The 17,841-nt window shown below is 34.6% G+C and carries 20 protein-coding genes; 19 read left to right on the forward strand and 1 reads right to left on the reverse strand.

Annotation, left to right across the window (positions count from 1 at the left end; genetic code table 11):
- Positions 1–66: 66 nt before the first annotated feature.
- Both IRZ80_RS00820 and IRZ80_RS00825 read left to right on the forward strand, forming a co-directional pair.
- Positions 67–735, forward strand: coding sequence for a ZIP family metal transporter (locus IRZ80_RS00820; RefSeq protein WP_194639273.1), 669 nt, complete (start codon positions 67–69; stop codon positions 733–735).
- A gap of 57 nt (positions 736–792) precedes the next feature.
- Positions 793–1,281, forward strand: a complete 489-nt coding sequence (locus IRZ80_RS00825; protein WP_194639274.1) for an OsmC family protein — start codon at positions 793–795, stop codon at positions 1,279–1,281.
- 246 nt (positions 1,282–1,527) lie between these two features.
- On the opposite strand, the gene IRZ80_RS00830 is transcribed toward IRZ80_RS00825, so the two are convergent.
- Positions 1,528–1,815: a hypothetical protein gene (locus IRZ80_RS00830; RefSeq protein ID WP_194639275.1), complete on the reverse strand. Its 288-nt coding sequence runs from the start codon at positions 1,813–1,815 to the stop codon at positions 1,528–1,530.
- 883 nt (positions 1,816–2,698) lie between these two features.
- On the opposite strand from IRZ80_RS00830, the gene IRZ80_RS00835 reads away from it, so the two are divergent.
- The 17 genes from IRZ80_RS00835 to uxaC all read left to right on the forward strand — a co-directional run bounded on the left by IRZ80_RS00835 (position 2,699) and on the right by uxaC (position 17,776).
- On the forward strand, positions 2,699–3,874 hold the full coding sequence (locus IRZ80_RS00835; RefSeq protein ID WP_194639276.1) for a cation:proton antiporter: 1,176 nt from the start codon (positions 2,699–2,701) through the stop codon (positions 3,872–3,874).
- A 108-nt stretch (positions 3,875–3,982) separates the two neighbouring features.
- Positions 3,983–4,798 (forward strand): N-acetylmuramic acid 6-phosphate etherase, encoded by an 816-nt coding sequence (murQ, locus tag IRZ80_RS00840; RefSeq protein ID WP_194639277.1) that lies wholly within the window; start codon positions 3,983–3,985, stop codon positions 4,796–4,798.
- A 28-nt stretch (positions 4,799–4,826) separates the two neighbouring features.
- Complete coding sequence (locus IRZ80_RS00845) at positions 4,827–5,045, forward strand: DUF6095 family protein (RefSeq protein ID WP_194639279.1); 219 nt, start codon at positions 4,827–4,829, stop codon at positions 5,043–5,045.
- A 26-nt stretch (positions 5,046–5,071) separates the two neighbouring features.
- Complete coding sequence (locus IRZ80_RS00850; protein WP_194639280.1) at positions 5,072–5,302, forward strand: hypothetical protein; 231 nt, start codon at positions 5,072–5,074, stop codon at positions 5,300–5,302.
- Positions 5,287–5,601 (forward strand): type II toxin-antitoxin system RelE/ParE family toxin, encoded by a 315-nt coding sequence (locus IRZ80_RS00855; RefSeq protein ID WP_194639282.1) that lies wholly within the window; start codon positions 5,287–5,289, stop codon positions 5,599–5,601. The genes IRZ80_RS00850 and IRZ80_RS00855 overlap by 16 nt, the downstream gene beginning before the upstream one ends.
- Positions 5,589–6,161 (forward strand): pentapeptide repeat-containing protein, encoded by a 573-nt coding sequence (locus IRZ80_RS00860; RefSeq protein WP_194639284.1) that lies wholly within the window; start codon positions 5,589–5,591, stop codon positions 6,159–6,161. The genes IRZ80_RS00855 and IRZ80_RS00860 overlap by 13 nt, the downstream gene beginning before the upstream one ends.
- Positions 6,162–6,312: 151 nt before the next feature.
- Positions 6,313–6,888: a DUF1572 family protein gene (locus IRZ80_RS00865; protein WP_194639286.1), complete on the forward strand. Its 576-nt coding sequence runs from the start codon at positions 6,313–6,315 to the stop codon at positions 6,886–6,888.
- Positions 6,889–6,982: 94 nt separating this feature from the next.
- Positions 6,983–7,357 (forward strand): DNA topoisomerase IV, encoded by a 375-nt coding sequence (locus tag IRZ80_RS00870; RefSeq protein WP_194639288.1) that lies wholly within the window; start codon positions 6,983–6,985, stop codon positions 7,355–7,357.
- Between the two features lie 104 nt (positions 7,358–7,461).
- On the forward strand, positions 7,462–8,232 hold the full coding sequence (locus IRZ80_RS00875) for a TerC family protein (RefSeq protein WP_194639290.1): 771 nt from the start codon (positions 7,462–7,464) through the stop codon (positions 8,230–8,232).
- Position 8,233: 1 nt separating this feature from the next.
- Positions 8,234–8,464, forward strand: coding sequence for a nitrate/nitrite transporter NrtS (gene nrtS / locus IRZ80_RS00880; RefSeq protein WP_194639292.1), 231 nt, complete (start codon positions 8,234–8,236; stop codon positions 8,462–8,464).
- A 54-nt stretch (positions 8,465–8,518) separates the two neighbouring features.
- Positions 8,519–10,438, forward strand: a complete 1,920-nt coding sequence (locus IRZ80_RS00885) for a DUF294 nucleotidyltransferase-like domain-containing protein (protein ID WP_194639301.1) — start codon at positions 8,519–8,521, stop codon at positions 10,436–10,438.
- Positions 10,438–11,109, forward strand: a complete 672-nt coding sequence (locus tag IRZ80_RS00890) for a PolC-type DNA polymerase III (protein WP_194639303.1) — start codon at positions 10,438–10,440, stop codon at positions 11,107–11,109. Before IRZ80_RS00885 ends, IRZ80_RS00890 begins: the two co-directional genes overlap by 1 nt.
- Before the next feature lie 699 nt (positions 11,110–11,808).
- Complete coding sequence (locus tag IRZ80_RS00895) at positions 11,809–13,248, forward strand: MFS transporter (protein ID WP_194639305.1); 1,440 nt, start codon at positions 11,809–11,811, stop codon at positions 13,246–13,248.
- A 44-nt stretch (positions 13,249–13,292) separates the two neighbouring features.
- Complete coding sequence (locus IRZ80_RS00900; protein WP_194639307.1) at positions 13,293–14,609, forward strand: MFS transporter; 1,317 nt, start codon at positions 13,293–13,295, stop codon at positions 14,607–14,609.
- Positions 14,610–14,699: 90 nt separating this feature from the next.
- A complete protein-coding gene (kduI, locus tag IRZ80_RS00905) occupies positions 14,700–15,536 on the forward strand; it encodes a 5-dehydro-4-deoxy-D-glucuronate isomerase (protein ID WP_194639309.1) in 837 nt (278 codons plus the stop codon).
- Positions 15,537–15,559: 23 nt separating this feature from the next.
- Positions 15,560–16,354: a gluconate 5-dehydrogenase gene (locus tag IRZ80_RS00910; protein ID WP_194639311.1), complete on the forward strand. Its 795-nt coding sequence runs from the start codon at positions 15,560–15,562 to the stop codon at positions 16,352–16,354.
- A gap of 21 nt (positions 16,355–16,375) precedes the next feature.
- Entirely contained in the window at positions 16,376–17,776 is a 1,401-nt protein-coding gene (gene uxaC, locus IRZ80_RS00915) for a glucuronate isomerase (protein WP_194639320.1), read from the forward strand.
- Positions 17,777–17,841: the final 65 nt, after the last annotated feature.

The raw sequence follows: 17,841 nt of genomic DNA on the forward strand, positions 1-17,841 counted from the left end.
TCGGTTAAACAAATACACAATTAAACGATAAAACAAATAAACAGTTCAACAAATCAACAACAAAAAATGAACTACCTTTTACCTTTACTTTCCGTGCTTCTTGGTTACTTTATTGCCTTATTTTTAAAGCCAAAAAGTAAAACCAATCTAAAGCTTCTGCTTGCTTTTAGCGGGTCGTTCCTGTTATCACTCACTGTGATGCATTTACTACCGGAAGTGTACAAAAGCCACAATCATAACATTGGTATTTTTATAATGCTGGGAATTTTGTTCCAGATCATACTGGAATTTTTCTCCAAAGGAGCCGAACACGGTCACGTTCACGGACATGACAAAATGTATCAAATTCCGTGGTTACTGTTCATCAGCCTTTGTATACATGCTTTTCTAGAAGGATTTCCAGTAAGCCATCATCACGATTTAGCATTGGGAATAGCTATTCATCACTTCCCTATTGCCATTATTCTGACGACCTTTTTCATCAATGCATCACTCAGCCGAAATGCAATCTTTTTCTTCATGATCACCTTTGCTGTCATGACACCGTTAGGCACCGTTGCTTCCGATTTCATTCCGCAATTGAATGACTATTACATCGAAATAACCGCCGTAGTCATTGGAATTTTATTCCACATTTCATCCACTATCATTTTTGAAAGCAGTGAAGGACACAAATTCAATATCGCCAAAGTTTCGATGATTGTAATTGGGATTGTATTGGCTTGCTTTTTATAAATTTGGGCGTGCCACGAAAGTGCTATAAACAAGTTTGATAATAAATCACAAAAGAACATGGGATTTAAACATTTATTTAAAGTAAAATTGAATTGGAATTCAGTTCCAAAAGAAACAATTTCGACTTCTAGAAAATACCTTAAAAACCATCAGATTACCATCGAAGGAAAAGAAATTTTAAACCTCTCGGCCGCCAAAGCTTTCAAAGGCGATCCCAGTTTATACAATCCCGAAGATTTATTATTGAGTTCAGTAGTTTCCTGTCACATGATGTCGTATTTGTATGTCTGCTCACAAAACGGAATTGATATCCTTTCCTATCAGGACGATGCCGAAGCTACTCTCGAAGTTTCCGAAAATGGATCAGGGCGTTTTATTGAAGTACGATTGTATCCAAAAGTTGTAATTCAGCAAAAAGAAAAAATTGCCGAAGCGTTAGAATTGCATTCCAAAGCAAACGAACTTTGTTTTATCGCAAATTCGTGTAATTTTAAAATTGTTCACTTTCCTGCTTGTACCAATTCTGCTGTTATCGAAAACTTCTGAAGCAAATAATTCCATTTTCGTTGTAGCTTCCTGCAACAAATCCGTTATATTTACAAAACAACGAAAATAGAATTCTTCTATATATTATAGTTGTACGACAGCTAAGTAGAACCTTACGTTGAAAATACAATGTTTAGAAAAACTAAACATAAATGGAAAAAGAAAATATAGAAGAAAACCCACTTGAATCTTTAATAAGTATCTTAAAAGAACAAGTGAGTTTTTGTGATAAGGAAATAGAAAAGTTTACTCTTCTAAAAGACTCAAGGAAACTTGTATTAGAAGTCTATCAAAATCGCCTAAAAGAAGAGATTTAACAGAACTGTCTAAATCATTTTGCATATAAAGTGAAGTAGTTTCTTTTAATAAAGTTAACTCCATTTCTTTACCAATAGAATTAGAATCATCAAAAGGTATAGAACTAAAAAGCTTAATGATTTGTTCTCTTAGTTCTTTGAGTTTTTCTACTTCGGTTTCGGTTAAGAATTGAGTAAATAAATTTGTTAATTGTTGTTTAATATAAGTTTTTGTCATTTTGGACATATTTAGATTAAAAGTTCTTTGAAATTGTACGTTTGTAATTTTGCTGTACTAAATCTGATATATCAATTTTTACTATATCAAAAAATAAAACTATAAATAAATAGTATCGTTTTTATTAGATTTTTGACCGCACGGGTAATTATATTTGTACCATCGTAAAAGATGAAAAAAGAACCACCTGTTGACGCAGGTGGAATAAAAATCAAAGTTTCGCAAGAAAAACATTTTTATATTCTTTTGAAATTAGTCACAAACTATTTCTTCTTTTTACACTTCATACAGAAAGGTTTAGAGAGATAGACTCTCTTTTTTGACCTCCAATGTATGAAGCTTTTAAAACAGATACACATGGTGTCTTGTTTTTAAAATTAAACAAATACAACTAACGACTTTCGTTAGAGGTGTAAGACAGACTTACTCACAGAGTTTTTCCATAGGCAAAAGTGTTTAATTTTTAAGATAAAAAGCGATTCGCAAAAAGCAATAAAAATTTTAGCTACTCGAAATAGCTAATAAAAAAACGACATGCACCAATAATCAAGAGTTGTGTATCGCTAAAATCTACTACATTAATTTAGTTTTTCAAATTCTCTTATTTTTTAAACGCAAACGTAAGAAAAATATAATTCTTACTAAAATTTTACGTGTTAACACTTTGTTAATGTTTTATAGCGTAAGATATTATTTTGTATACAAACACACAATTCCGAAGACAAATAGCCGTCGTACAACAGCTACTAAGCAATATAGCGGTTTTAGGCTTAATTGAAAAATAATTTTGTATCTGTTAAATTTGGCGAAAAACAGATAAAATATTGAATATCAACCAGCTACATCGCCTAGTAGCAAAACGAACTGAACATAAAATCAACAAATGACAACATCTATCATAATAACAATATGTCTGTTATTGATTCTTGCATATATATTCGATATCACTTCATCAAAAACAAAAATCCCCTCAGTTATATTATTACTAATCGTGGGCTGGGCTGTAAAACAAGGAACTGATTTTTTCGAAATTCGGGTACCAAATTTAACCTCAATATTACCCGTTCTAGGAACTATCGGACTTATTTTAATTGTTCTGGAGGGCTCTTTAGAATTGGAATTAAACAAATCAAAACTTCCATTTATTGGCAAAACAGCACTTGTTGCTATAATACCAATGCTCCTTTTTAGCTTTGGACTTGCATTTGCTTTTTATTATTTTGGTAATATTTCTTTCAAAATTGGATTGGCCAATGCTATTCCGCTTGCCGTAATCAGCAGTGCGATTGCTATTCCGAGTGCACAGAATCTTATCTCAAAAAATAAAGAGTTCATCACTTATGAAAGCAGTTTATCGGATATTTTTGGAGTAATCCTTTTTAATTTTATTACGCTCAATGACTATATTGGGGCTTCGTCAGTAGGTGGTTTTCTTTTTGAAATACTTGTGATTCTTATCATATCATTTGTGGCAACGCTGGGACTTGCCTTTTTATTGAGCAAAATAAAACATCCGGTAAAATTTATTCCCATCATATTAAGTATCGTATTGATATATGCAGTTACTAAAATATATCATTTACCAGGCTTGATTTTCATACTTCTTTTTGGTATTTTTCTGGGTAATCTTGACGAGATTAAAAGCAATAAATTTATTCAAAAACTACAGCCAGACCTTTTGAATAAAGAAGTTCATAAATTCCACGAGCTTACCACAGAAATTGCTTTTTTAGTAAGAGCTTTATTTTTTCTGCTGTTTGGCTACTTAATAGAAACGAAAGAATTATTAAACACAGCAACCATCGTCTGGGCAATTGGAATTTGTTCCGGAATATTCGCTTTGCGTTATATCACGCTCAAAACATTTAAAATCAATATCAAACCTGCTTTATTTATTGCTCCAAGAGGTCTGATTACCATTTTACTTTTCCTTTCAATTCCTGACAATCAAGTGATTGATTTAGTCAATAATTCATTGGTAATACAAGTTATAATTCTGAGCGCATTAGTAATGATGTCTGGACTTATGAGCCATAAAACAGAGGATGAAAACAATTAAAATCATCTTCTAAAATTTATCTTATAAGACGTTTTCTGCTATTAATTTATTTAAGTTTGTAATACTAAATAAACTGTGTTTGTTTTACACTTTTGAACCTTAAAAACAATGACTTTCACCAAAACCACCGAGCAATCCTCAAAATACGAACATTTAGAAAAAATGTCCGTTCGAGAATTAATAACCAATATCAACAAAGAAGACCAAACCGTACCTCTTGCCGTCGAAAAAGCTTTACCGCAGATAGAAACACTCGTAACCGAAATTGTTGCCAAAATGAAACTGGGCGGACGCTTATTTTACATTGGAGCAGGAACTTCAGGACGTTTAGGTGTTGTTGATGCTTCTGAATGTCCTCCTACTTTTGGAGTTCCATTTGATCTGGTTGTCGGAATCATAGCCGGTGGTGACAAAGCCATCCGCAGAGCCGTAGAAAACGCTGAGGATAACGCAACCCAAGCTTGGATTGACTTACAGGAATTCAATATTAATGAAAATGATGTGGTTATTGGCATCGCCGCGTCGGGAACAACTCCCTATGTTATTGGAGGATTACAAGCCTGCAACGAAAAAAATATCAGCACCGGAAGCATTTCCTGCAACGCTGGGAGCCCGCTTTCGCAAACGGCAAAATTCCCTATCGAAGTTATTGTCGGTCCTGAATTTGTAACAGGAAGCTCCCGAATGAAAGCAGGAACTGCACAAAAATTGGTTCTGAATATGATCTCGACAGCTACGATGATTCAGCTCGGAAAAGTGAAAGGAAACAAAATGGTCGATATGCAATTGAGTAATAACAAACTTGTTGACCGCGGTGTAAAAATGATTATGGAAGAAATTCCGGTAACCTACGAAGAAGGTTCTGAACTGCTTGCAAAATACGGAAGCGTGAGAAAAGCGGTAGATTTTTATAATGGACAGTAAACAGATTTCATATAACAGATAGCAGAAAATGGCAAATAAAGAACTTTTGGCAAAGGGAGTAAAATACTTAACAGGAGCTTTACCTCTTATGTTCATTGGACCATCCGTAATTTACAATGCATTTATGAATCAGCATACCAATTGGCATTATTTGGTTTTGGGCATTGGAATCATTGCCTGTATCGCATCAATATATTTAATGTTTACAGGGTTGAAAATAATAATGAGAGGCATATTTAACGACTAATTTGTATCTTTACAAAAATTACAATTATGGATATTCAAGCCGAAATAAATTGGATTCATCAAGAAATTGATAAAGTAAAAGACCCTAGCTTCATAGAAAAAATGAAACATCTTTTGCAATCGATAAACACTCCTGCTGAGACAACAGCTACAGAATACAACGCTGATATTGAAAATGCGCTGGATAATATCAAAAAAGGTAATTTTTATACCGAAGATGAAGCTAAGGCTATTTCAAAAAAATGGGGAAGAAAATAATCTGGTCAAATGATGCTTTAACACAACTGGAAGATATTCACTTTTACATTTTTTTCGAAAGTAAATCGATTCATATTGCAGACAAAGTTGTCGACACCATTTTTGAAAGTACTGAAATATTAAAAACTCAGCCTGAAATTTTCAAACTCGATGCACAAAAAATTAATAATGACGGCAGCTTCAGAGTTTACTATATTTATGATTATAGTATCTCTTACCGAATTACTGAGAACTCTATTCAAATTCTCCGTGTCAGACATAATGCACGCAAAACTAAAAAACTCCCATGGAAGACCTGATACACATTCAAAAAACATTTGAAAAAATAACTTATATAGGTAAGAGAATTAACAATCGTGAATTTGAAGACTGCGTTTTCAAGAATTGTGATTTCTCTAATAGTGATTTCTCTAACAATAGTTTTATGGACTGCGAATTCATAGAGTGCAACTTATCGATGACCCAATTGGGAGGTTCCAGCCTTAAGACTGTTAACTTCAGGAACTGTAAACTAATGGGGATTCAGTTTCAGTCTTGTCAGGATTTTTTATTTAATGTGCAGTTTCAGGATTGTATTTTGGATTATAGTTCTTTTGCAAATAAAAAAATGCCGAAAACCAAATTCAATTCCTGCTCGCTGAAAGAAGTCACTTTTATCGGAACTAATTTAACCCAATCGGTTTTTGGAAACTGTAATTTGGACAATGCCGTTTTTAATGACACCATTTTAGCAGGTGCCGATTTTATCACCGCTTATAACTATAAAATTGATCCCGAATACAACCCAATAAAAAAAGCTAAATTTTCCAGTCAGGGAATTGCGGGGCTTTTGGACAAGTATGATATAAAAATTGAGTAAATCTGGCTTCTCTCCTGAAAACATAAGGAAAATGAAGCAGTTTGCAAAACTTATAATGATTTAACAAAACTCGCGCCATTAGTACGAGAAATAGATCACTAAAGTGGTTTAAAAATTAAATAGTAAAAGACAAACATAATAATCAACCATTATGAGCAAAACCACATCCTATCTTGAAAGCGTAAAAAAGCAGTTTCTCTACTATAAAATGCTCGGAGAAAAAGCGATGGAACAATTGGAACCGGAACAATTATTTGTGTCCGTAAACGAAGACACGAACAGTATTGCCGTGATAGTAAAGCACCTTGCCGGAAACATGCTGTCGCGCTGGACAGATTTCCTAACCACTGATGGCGAAAAGGAAACCAGAAATCGTGATGGCGAATTTGAAAATGATTTACAGACAAAAGAGCAAGTACTGACTGTGTGGAATACCGGATGGGACTGCTTTTTAGGAGCATTGAACAGCTTACAGCCCGAACAGCTTTCGGAAATTATCTATATCCGAAATGAAGGACATAATGTTATTGAAGCCATCAATAGACAGCTGGCGCATTATCCGTATCATATCGGGCAGATTGTTTTTTATGCCAAACAGCTTAAAAAAGACGAATGGAGCAGTCTTTCGATTCCTAAAAACAAATCAGCTAATTACAATGCTGATAAATTTGCTCAGGAAAAATCAATCAAAAATTTTACTGAAGAAGAATTTAGACGAATGAAATAATATAAAAGCTTTATGCAATAAGCCATAGGCATTGTCACTGCCTAAAGCCTATGGCTTATTGCTTAAAGCTAATTAAAATATCAAAACTAACTAAATGAAAAAATTAATCTTACTCTTTCCCTTGCTCTCACTATTGTCCTGTTATGATGTGGAGCGCAACTGTAAAGATTTCAAGAATGGAAAATTTAAATTTGAATACGAAATTGACGGCGTAAAAAAAACAACGATGTTTGAGCGCAATGATAGTATTGAAATTGAGACTTTTGAAGGTAAAACAGATACTTCTACCGTTCGCTGGGTGAATGACTGCGAATACATTTTACAGAAGAAACACCCGAAAAACAAGGCTGAAGAGAAAGCGATCAGCATGAAAATTTTGACTACCTCAAAAAATTCCTATACCTTTGAATTTGGAATGGTAGGATCCGATTCGAAACAAAAAGGAACTGTTGTTAAGATTGCAGATTAGAGAATCTAGAATAGCAGAATTCATAAAACAGATAAACAATTGGATAAATCACAAGCAGCAAATCACAAACAATAAACTATAAATCATAAACAAACTAACAACGCATGGAAGTATTTTTGAATCCAGATGCATGGATTGCCCTATTAACATTGACTTTTTTGGAAATTGTTTTAGGAATCGATAACATTATTTTTATCTCAATTGCTACTGGAAAATTAGCTATAGAAGACCGTAAGAAAGCAACCAAAGTAGGTATGTTTTTGGCAATGTTTATGCGTATTGCATTGTTGTTTGGAATTAATTTCCTTACCCAAATGAAGAAACCCTGGTTCACAATTGACTGGAGCTGGCTTCATGCGGGCGTTACGGGGCAAAGTCTTATTTTGTTATTTGGAGGATTATTTCTGATATATAAAAGCACCAATGAAATCCGCGAAAAAGTAGATGAAAAAGGACACGAAGAAAAAGAATTGGGTAAAGCGGCAGCGAAGTCTTTCCAGAGTGTCATTCTGCAGATTATAATGATTGATCTGGTTTTTTCTTTTGACAGTATTTTAACTGCAGTGGGAATGACTAACGGCGTTGAAGGTGCTTTGGTTATTATGATTACCGCTGTGGTTATTTCGGTATTAATTATGATGCAGTTTGCCGTTCCTGTTGGGAATTTTGTAAACAAGCATCCTTCCATTCAAATATTAGGATTGTCCTTTTTGATTCTAATTGGATTCATGTTATTGACAGAAAGTGCACATTTGTCTAATGCCCTTATTTTTGGAAGTCATGTAACTCCTGTTCCAAAAGGATATTTATACTTTGCCATTTCGTTCTCTTTATTTGTAGAAATAATAAATATGAAAGTGACTAAAAAGAAATAATATGCTTTCCAAAAACATAAAAAACGCCTTGATTATTGCTGTTGTAGTAGGAACAATATTGAACACAATCAACAGTTATGACGTAATTTGGGAAAGCAATTTTACTTTTAGAAATGTTTTAAGAATTGTATTAACGTACATCACTCCGTTTTGTGTTTCTTTATATTCTTCTACATTAGCATCAAAATCATTTGAAAAATCAAATACAAGAAACACAGTTACCGAAAAGTAGCTGTGTTTTTTTTTATAATTTTATTTTAGTTTCCAAAAACATTATTCTCATAAAATGAAAAATACTATTTCGCATAGAGTTGCCGATTTCCTTAAGAACTTCCCTCCTTTTACTTTTTTAAGCCAAAATGATATTGAGATACTCTCCGAACAGATTTCAATTATTTACAAAGAAAAAGACAGTGTAATTTTTGCCGAAAATGATGAAACTCACGACTCTTTTTATGTTGTTCATAAAGGCGCTGTTGCTCTTAGAAAAGGAATAAAAAATGACACTATTGATATGTGTGATGAAGGCGATATTTTTGGATTAAGACCGCTGATAGCTAATGAAAATTATCAGATGGAATCTAGAGCCTATGAAGAAACCATTCTGTATGCTATTCCTATCGCAGTTTTCAAGCCGTATGCATTAATGAATAAAAATGTCGGGGATTTTTTAATTCAGAGTTTTGCTTCCAATACACAAAATCCGTATTCCGAAAGTTACAGGGGAAAACTCTATGGCGAAACTTTGGCTGGAGATCTTTTGGATAATAAACCTCAGATATTAGATATTCATCCTGTAAAATATTCAAAAAAAATAGTAACCTGTTCCTCTGTAACTCCGGTGAAAGAAATTGCACAGATAATGACAAAAAAAAATGTGGGAGCAATACTTGTAGTTGAAGATAAACTTCCCATAGGTATCATTACAGATAAGGATCTGAGGAATAAAATTGTCACCGGCGAATATCCAATCACATCTGCTGCATCAGTCATCATGACAAGCCCTGTTATCACATATCCTAAAAAGCTGACCACTACACAAGCGCAGATGGCCATGATGAAAAGCAACATCAGCCATATCTGCCTTACCAAAGACGGCACTCCAAATACTAAAGCTGTTGGAATCCTTTCAAAGCACGATGTGATGGTTTCATTAGGAAATAATCCTGCTGTTTTGATTAAAGCTGTAAAAAGAGCCAAAAAATACAAGGAAATAAAACCAATACGAGCCAGCATCATGCAGTTATTGCAAGGCTATCTTGACCAGAACATCCCAATAACATTAACATCAAAAATCATCACCGAATTAAATGATGTCTGTATTCAGCAGGTTATTACTATTGCTTTGAAAAAAATGGATACGCCTCCGCCGGTAAAATTCGGCTGGCTGGCTATGGGAAGCCAAGGGCGAAGTGAACAATTACTGCAGACCGATCAGGATAATGCGCTGGTTTATGAAGATGTTCCCGAAGAATTAAAAGAAAAAACCAAGAAATACTTCCTAGAACTCGCTGCACATGTCAACAAAGGATTATTTGAAATAGGATATGAATACTGCCCTGCCGAAATGATGGCGTCCAACCCAAAATGGTGTCTGAGTCTCGATGAATGGAAAAATTTAGTACATCACTGGATTACAAATACCGGAAAAGACGAGGTGCTCTTGTCCTTTATATTTTTTGATTACAGCTTGTCTTATGGAGACAGCGAACTTGTAAACAAACTTTCCGATTTTATTCTGGAAGACATCAAAGCAAATCCTGTATTTTACATTCATTTATTAAGCGGTGCTTTGCAAAGCCCATCCCCTACTGGATTTTTCAGACAATTTTTATTGGAGCAGGATGGTGCCAACAAAGATTTTTTTGACATAAAAAGAAGAGCATTAATGCCATTGAGTGATGCAGCCAGGGTATTAATTTTATCCCATGCCGTAAAATCAATCAGTAATACTCCTGAGCGTTTTGAAAAATTAGCCGAACTGGAACCGCAGAACAAAGAATTATACCTGTCCTGCGCCTATTCGTATAAAGCGCTTTTAAAATTCAGAACCAAACAAGGACTGCTGCATCATGATTCCGGGCAGTATATTGCGCTGGAACACCTTACTAAATTAGAAAAAATCAAATTAAAAAGTACTTTTAAAACCATTAAAGAACTTCAGGAAATTATCTCCATCCGTTTTAATCCATCAAATATACTGTAATGAAGAACATTTTTGAGAAATGGAAAACCATGCTATTTGATTTTTTAAAAATAACTAAAAAACCAATTGATGAAACGCTTTTACACAGTGTTGAAAGCGCCCGTTTTGTAGTATTGGATACCGAAACCACTGGTTTTGATTATGACAACGACCGAATGCTCTGCATAGGTGCCGTTACGCTGCAAAACAGTGTTATTGCAATTTCAGAATCATTTGAAATGTACATACACCAAGAACATTATGACAAAAACAGTGTTCAGATTCATGGTATTCTCAAAGATCTGGTTATGACCAAACCCAGTGAATTAGAAGTGCTGCAGCAGTTTTTGACTTTCCTGGGAGATTCGATTATCATTGCCCATCATACCATATTTGACATCACGATGATCAATCGTGCTTTGGAACGAAATGGTCTTCCGCTGTTAACGAACAAAACATTAGACACAGCATTTCTTTATAAAAAAACATTAATCAGATCTAATTTATTGGAATATAAAGATCATTATGCATTGGACGATCTTGCCGATAAATTTGATATTTCCAAAAAAGACCGCCACACCGCAATGGGCGATGCCTTTATCACTGCTATTGCCTTCCTGAAAATTGTAAAAAAATTAAAAGAGAAAAAAAGAAAAGGCGAATTTCTTCTAAAAGACCTGTTTTATTATTAATCTGCATCCGAATAGTATTATTTTTAGGAGCAGAAAAATTAGGCATCCTTGGTAATATAGGTCCTGCTCTCCGCTATATTCCCGATTAACAAAAACTACGGCAAAAAAGCCTTGTTTTTCTAAATCGAGAGATGCTGCTTCGATCAGGGCTAAAAGGCAGTACTTAGTGTTTTTATAAATAAATAAATAAATAAATAAATAAATAACCACAAACTAAAATCTACAATCTTGGCTTAGCAGACTGAATCTGCAAGGCTGAATTACAAAAAATTATGAAATTGCCACAAATTCAGAGCTTTTAAAATCATTTTAATCTGCGAATCTGTGGCAAATGATCTTTTTTAGAAGCTAAAACCGAATGCACTAAGTGAATAGTTTTGATCAGGAAAGATAAAACTTGCATTATATAAAATAAACATTAAAACTTCTTAGTACCAGCCAGCATTTCACTTCAAACTGAACTGCAAAAAAAAACACAAAATCTACTTTTTTTGTGTAATAAATTACATTCCGCATTACTTACAAACTATTATCAGAATAACCAATATACTTTTACTATAAAAAAACGTATTCTTAATTATTATATTGAAAAAAAACTAGTTAATAAATTGTATATATAAAAATAAAACCTATTTTTGTGTAATCGATTACATCGATAATCACATTAAAATCAAGCCCTCAAAATTTAACAAAAATAATATGAATAATCAGAACCCAGGTAAATTTAGATGGACCATTTGTGCAATGCTTTTTTTTGCAACAACCATTAATTACCTTGACAGACAAGTACTTTCTTTAACATGGAGCGATTTTATTTCACCCGAATTTCACTGGACAAACAATGACTACGGAAACATAACTGCTTTATTTTCTATATTTTATGCTGTTTCATTATTATTTGCAGGCAAATTTGTTGATTGGATGGATACAAAAAAAGGATTCCTCTGGGCAATTGGAATCTGGTCACTAGGTGCCTGTTTACACGCCTTCTGTGGGATTGCAACATCAGGAATTTTAACTGGAAACTGGTTTGTAGGCTTTGAAGGAGCAAAAGAAGCCATAAGTAAAGTAAACGATACTGCAATGATTATCTCTGTGAGTGTTTCTCTGTTTATTTTTGCCCGATTTATATTAGCCATAGGTGAAGCCGGAAACTTTCCTGCCGCTATTAAAACCACAGCCGAATACTTCCCTAAAAAAGACAGAGCATTTGCAACAAGTATATTCAATGCCGGAGCAACTGTTGGTGCTTTGGCCGCACCGATAACAATTCCTTTTATCGCTAAATCATTTGGCTGGGAAATGTCATTTATCATAATTGGAGCTTTAGGTTTTATATGGATTGGTTTTTGGATTTTCATCTATGCAAAACCTGAAAAACATCCAAAAGTTAATGCCGCTGAATTAGCCTATATTCAGCAAGATATCACGGCAGATAGCAAAATTGAGGGATATGTGCCAGAAACTGATACTAAAGTTTCTCTTGCAGACTGCTTTAAATACAAACAAACATGGGCATTTGCCTTTGGAAAATTTATGACTGATGGTGTCTGGTGGTTCTTTTTATTCTGGACTCCTGCTTATTTAAGCTCAGTTTACGAAATGGATTCTACAGAAGCTGCTTTCCCATTATTTGTTTTATACATGATTACTTTACTTTCAATAATCGGCGGATGGCTTCCAACTTACTTTGTTGAGAAAAAAGGAATGAATCCTTATGAAGGGCGTATGAAATCCATGCTGATTTTTGCATTTTTTCCTTTGCTGGCATTAGTAGCACAGCCATTAGGATACATTTCATATTGGCTGCCTGTAATAATAATTGGTATTGCAGGTGCTGCACACCAGGCCTGGTCTGCAAATATATTTACAACTGTTGGAGATATGTTCCCTAAAAAAGCAATTGCAACCATCACTGGAATTGGCGGATTAGCAGGAGGAATTGGGTCAACAATAATCAATAAAGGTTCTGGAGTATTATTTGACTATGCCAAAGAAAGCGAAATGGTTTTCATGGGATTCAAAGGAATTGAAGCTGGATATTTCATCATATTCTCCATTTGTGCTGTCTGTTATTTAATAGGCTGGACAGTAATGAAATCATTAGTGCCAAAATACAGTCCGATAACGGATCTTTAAAAATAAAAAACTAAATATCAACTAACCTAACCAAATTTGTAATTATGAATGAAGCCAATGCGGCGATTGGAAAATATCGCTGGACAATATGCAGCTTAGTCTTTTTTGCTACGACAGTGAATTATTTAGACAGGAATGTAATAAGTTATTTAAGGCCGTTTTTAGCAGAAGCTTTTCATTGGTCGCCTGAACAGGAAGTAATAGACTATGCAAATATTGAAATAGCTTTTAAAATTGCCTACGCTTTTGGAATGCTGATGGCGGGAGGATTCATTGATAAATTAGGAACAAAATTAGGTTATGCGATAGCAACAGGTTTATGGAGTTTAGCCGCCATCGCTCATGCTTTTGCAACAGGAACCGGAGGTTTTATAATTGCACGTATCTTTTTAGGAGTTACTGAAGCCGGGAACTTCCCCGCAGCAATAAAAGCTACTGCCGAATGGTTTCCTCAGAAAGAGCGGGCATTAGCTACCGGTATTTTTAACTCCGGAAGTAACATTGGAGCAATAATCGTTCCTTTAACAGTTCCGTTTATTGCTGAAAATTACGGCTGGCAATGGGCATTTATTGCAACAGGAATTATTGGCTTTATATGGCTGCTTTTATGGTTCATCTATTATGAAGTGCCTCAAAAACAAAAATATCTGTCTCAGGCCGAACTTGAATATATTACTTCAGACAAAACGGAAGTGAATGAAGAAGAAAAGACTGAAAAAGTATCTTGGCTAAAACTGCTTTCTTTCCGTCAGACTTGGGCATTTGCAATTGGTAAATTATTAACCGATCCTATCTGGTGGTTTTATTTATTCTGGTTACCGGATTTCTTAATGAAACAATACAAACTTACGACTACAGAAATTATCTGGCCTTGTGCATTAGTTTATGTCATTGGAAGCATAGGAAGTATTGGCGGAGGATGGCTTCCTTTAATGCTGATAAACAAAAACTGGCCAGCATATAAAGCCCGTAAAACAAGTATGCTCATTTATGCAATTGCAGTTTTACCTGTTTTATTTTCACAGTATTTAGGCTCAATTAATATGTGGTGTGCAATTTTGGTTATTGGTCTTGCTGTCTCTGCGCATCAGGCATGGAGTGCAAATATATTCACAACTGTATCAGATATGTTTCCCAAAAACGCAACTGCCTCTGTAACAGGACTCGGAGGAATGTTCGGTGCACTTGGAGGAATTCTATTAACTTTAGTAGTACAGAAAAACATGTTTGTTTATTATACAAAAATCGGCAAGATTGAAACGGGTTACTTCATTATGTTCTGCATTTGCGGAGCAGCTTATTTATTAGCCTGGCTTATCATGCATATTTTGGTTCCAAGAATGAAAAAAGTAGAGCTATAAAATTCAAGTAAAAATAAATTTTGATTTGAATTATGTTTTGTTAATATAAAAAACTAATTTTGTGCAATCGATTACATTAAATTTTATACCATGACTAAATACAGTTCCAGATACGCTTCCAGCCCCGAAGCAGTAAAACATTACGACACTAAACAATTGAGAGATGAATTCTTAATTGATGATTTAATGCAGGAAAACGAGATTACATTGACCTATTCTCATTATGACCGATATATTGCGGGAGGAGCTGTTCCTGTTAACGATTTAACATTGGAAACAATAGATCCATTAAAAGCAGGCTATTTCCTGGAACGCAGAGAACTGGGAATTATAAATGTTGGAGGAAATGGTTCTGTAGTGGTTGAAGGAACAGTATATGAATTAGGTTTTAAAGATGCCTTATATATTGGAAGCGGAAACAAAGAAGTGATTTTTAAAAGTGCAGATTCAAAAAATCCTGCTAAATTTTATATCAACTCTGCTCCTGCTCATACAAACTATCCAACTAAAAAAGTAAGTTTGGCTGAAGCTAAAAAACTGGAATTAGGAACTATGGAAACAGCCAATCACCGTACCGTAAATCAGATGATTATTGGCGGTGTTGTTACTACCTGCCAATTGCAGATGGGAATGACCGAATTAAGACCGGGAAGTGTTTGGAACACTATGCCTGCTCACGTTCATGACCGCAGAATGGAAGTTTATTTCTATTTGGATATTCCAGAAAATCAAGCCGTTTGTCACTTTATGGGACAGCCTCAGGAAACAAGACATATCTGGATGAACAATCATCAGGCTGTTATTTCACCGCCATGGTCAATCCATTCAGGTTCAGGAACAAGCAACTATACTTTTATTTGGGGAATGGCTGGAGAAAACCTTGATTATGGAGATATGGATGTTTGTAAAATAACAGATTTAAGATAATTAATAACAATTAAATAAAAATTATGTCAATCAACCTTTTTGATTTAACTGGAAAAACAGCATTAGTAACTGGTGCAGTTCACGGACTTGGAATGGCAATGGCAAAAGGACTTGGTCATGCTGGAGCAAAAATTGTAATAAACGATCGTTCTTCACGAGAAACAGTAGACAATGCTGTTGCTGAATACAAATCAGTAGGAATTGATGCTTACGGATATATATTTGATGTAACTGATGAAGTTGCTGTAATTGAAAATATTAAAAAAATCGAGGCTGAAGTCGGCCCGATCGATATCCTGATCAATAACGCTGGAATCATTAAAAGAACTCCTATCGTTGATATGGAAGTTACTGATTTTGCTGATGTAATCAATGTAGATTTAATCAGCCCTTTTATCATGTCTAAAGCAGTTGCTAAAGGTATGATTGCTCGCGGAACCGGAGGGAAAATCATCAACATCTGTTCTATGATGAGCGAACTGGGAAGAGATACAGTAAGTGCTTATGCTTCTGCAAAAGGAGGTTTAAAAATGCTTACTAAAAGCATGGCTACAGAATGGGCAAAATTCAATATCCAGACAAATGGAATCGGTCCTGGATACTTTGCTACAACCCAAACTGCTCCAATTAGAGTAGATGGGCACCCATTTAATGAATTTATCATCAGCAGAACGCCAGCAAACCGTTGGGGAGATCCAGAAGATTTACAAGGTGCAGCCGTATTCTTGTCTTCAAAAGCAAGTGATTTCGTTAACGGACACATCCTTTATGTAGATGGCGGAATTCTAGCTACAATTGGAAAACCATCAAACGAATAATAATCTTTTAAGACGTTTATAATGAGCACAAGTTTCATACACGATAATTTTTTATTAGAAAATAAATTTGCTGAAGAATTGTATCACAATTATTCAAAAAATCAGCCTATAATTGATTATCACAATCACTTAAATCCGCAGTTTATTGCCGAAGATAAAATTTTTGACAATATCACGAATGTATGGATAAATGGAGATCACTACAAGTGGCGTGCCATGCGTACTTTAGGAATCAATGAGCAGTTTATTACTGGGAATGGTTCGGATAAAGACAAATTCCTAAACTGGGGAAAAACTGTACCTTATACAATGCGTAATCCTTTGTATCATTGGACACACTTAGAATTGGCCCGTTATTTTGATATTACTGAGTTATTAAACGAAAAATCTGCAGAATCAATTTACGAACAAGCTTCTGCAAAAATAAATTCTGCTGAATACAGCACAAGAAACTTACTTAAAAAAGTAAATGCCGAATTTGTATGTACTACTGAAGATCCTATTGATAACTTAGAATACCATCAGCAATTAGCTAAAAGTGATTTCACTACAAAAGTAAGCACAGCTTTTAGACCTGATAAAGCCATCCTTATTTCAAATGACGGTTACAATGATTACATTGACACATTGGGTCAAGTGGCCGGCGTGACTATCAATACCTATTCCGATTTATGTTCGGCTTTAAGAAATAGAATTGAGTATTTTGACAAAAACGGATGTAAATTATGTGATCATGGTTTGGATCAGGTTTATTTTGAAAACTATACTGAAAGCGAAATAAATGCTATCTTCAAAAAGAAAAGAGAAAATGCAGCACTAAGCAGCGAAGAAGCATTGAAATTTCAAAGCGCAGTATTGTTCTTCCTCTTTGAAACCTACCACGAATTTGGATGGGTACAGCAGCTTCACTTAGGAGCATTGAGAAACAACAATGCCCGTATGCACCGTATTCTTGGACCTGATACAGGATGGGATTCTATTGGAGATTATCCTCAGGCTCAAAAACTGTCTGGTTTCTTAAACGCTTTGGACAGCAAAGATAAATTAGCAAAAACAATTATTTATAATCTGAACCCTGCAGACAATGAAGTTATGGCTACCATGATTGGTAACTTTAATGACGGAAGCGTTAGAGGAAAAGTTCAATTTGGTTCAGGCTGGTGGTTTTTAGACCAAAAAGACGGAATGACCAAACAGCTGAATGCACTTTCTAACATGGGACTTATCAGCTGCTTTATTGGAATGCTGACAGATTCAAGAAGCTTTTTATCTTTCCCAAGACATGAATATTTCAGACGTATTCTTTGTAATCTTTTAGGCGATGAAATTAAAAGAGGGGAACTTCCTAATGATATGGAATGGATAGGTAAAATGGTTTCAGATATCAGTTATAATAATGCTAAAGAATATTTCAAATTCTAATTTATTTTTGAACCATTAAGGCATTAAGGTTAATTAAGTTTAAAAAAAATAGCAAGCAGAATAGG

The sequence above is a fragment of the Flavobacterium sp. HJJ genome, assembly GCF_015351475.1.
GTDB lineage: Bacteria > Bacteroidota > Bacteroidia > Flavobacteriales > Flavobacteriaceae > Flavobacterium > Flavobacterium marginilacus.

Coding starts and splice junctions, on each gene's coding strand:
- IRZ80_RS00820 (WP_194639273.1), top strand. CDS start 67: ATGAACTACCTTTTACCTTTACTTTCCGTGCTTCTTGGTTACTTTATT.
- IRZ80_RS00825 (WP_194639274.1), top strand. CDS start 793: ATGGGATTTAAACATTTATTTAAAGTAAAATTGAATTGGAATTCAGTT.
- IRZ80_RS00830 (WP_194639275.1), bottom strand. CDS start 1,815: ATGACAAAAACTTATATTAAACAACAATTAACAAATTTATTTACTCAA.
- IRZ80_RS00835 (WP_194639276.1), top strand. CDS start 2,699: ATGACAACATCTATCATAATAACAATATGTCTGTTATTGATTCTTGCA.
- murQ (WP_194639277.1), top strand. CDS start 3,983: ATGACTTTCACCAAAACCACCGAGCAATCCTCAAAATACGAACATTTA.
- IRZ80_RS00845 (WP_194639279.1), top strand. CDS start 4,827: ATGGCAAATAAAGAACTTTTGGCAAAGGGAGTAAAATACTTAACAGGA.
- IRZ80_RS00850 (WP_194639280.1), top strand. CDS start 5,072: ATGGATATTCAAGCCGAAATAAATTGGATTCATCAAGAAATTGATAAA.
- IRZ80_RS00855 (WP_194639282.1), top strand. CDS start 5,287: ATGGGGAAGAAAATAATCTGGTCAAATGATGCTTTAACACAACTGGAA.
- IRZ80_RS00860 (WP_194639284.1), top strand. CDS start 5,589: ATGGAAGACCTGATACACATTCAAAAAACATTTGAAAAAATAACTTAT.
- IRZ80_RS00865 (WP_194639286.1), top strand. CDS start 6,313: ATGAGCAAAACCACATCCTATCTTGAAAGCGTAAAAAAGCAGTTTCTC.
- IRZ80_RS00870 (WP_194639288.1), top strand. CDS start 6,983: ATGAAAAAATTAATCTTACTCTTTCCCTTGCTCTCACTATTGTCCTGT.
- IRZ80_RS00875 (WP_194639290.1), top strand. CDS start 7,462: ATGGAAGTATTTTTGAATCCAGATGCATGGATTGCCCTATTAACATTG.
- nrtS (WP_194639292.1), top strand. CDS start 8,234: ATGCTTTCCAAAAACATAAAAAACGCCTTGATTATTGCTGTTGTAGTA.
- IRZ80_RS00885 (WP_194639301.1), top strand. CDS start 8,519: ATGAAAAATACTATTTCGCATAGAGTTGCCGATTTCCTTAAGAACTTC.
- IRZ80_RS00890 (WP_194639303.1), top strand. CDS start 10,438: ATGAAGAACATTTTTGAGAAATGGAAAACCATGCTATTTGATTTTTTA.
- IRZ80_RS00895 (WP_194639305.1), top strand. CDS start 11,809: ATGAATAATCAGAACCCAGGTAAATTTAGATGGACCATTTGTGCAATG.
- IRZ80_RS00900 (WP_194639307.1), top strand. CDS start 13,293: ATGAATGAAGCCAATGCGGCGATTGGAAAATATCGCTGGACAATATGC.
- kduI (WP_194639309.1), top strand. CDS start 14,700: ATGACTAAATACAGTTCCAGATACGCTTCCAGCCCCGAAGCAGTAAAA.
- IRZ80_RS00910 (WP_194639311.1), top strand. CDS start 15,560: ATGTCAATCAACCTTTTTGATTTAACTGGAAAAACAGCATTAGTAACT.
- uxaC (WP_194639320.1), top strand. CDS start 16,376: ATGAGCACAAGTTTCATACACGATAATTTTTTATTAGAAAATAAATTT.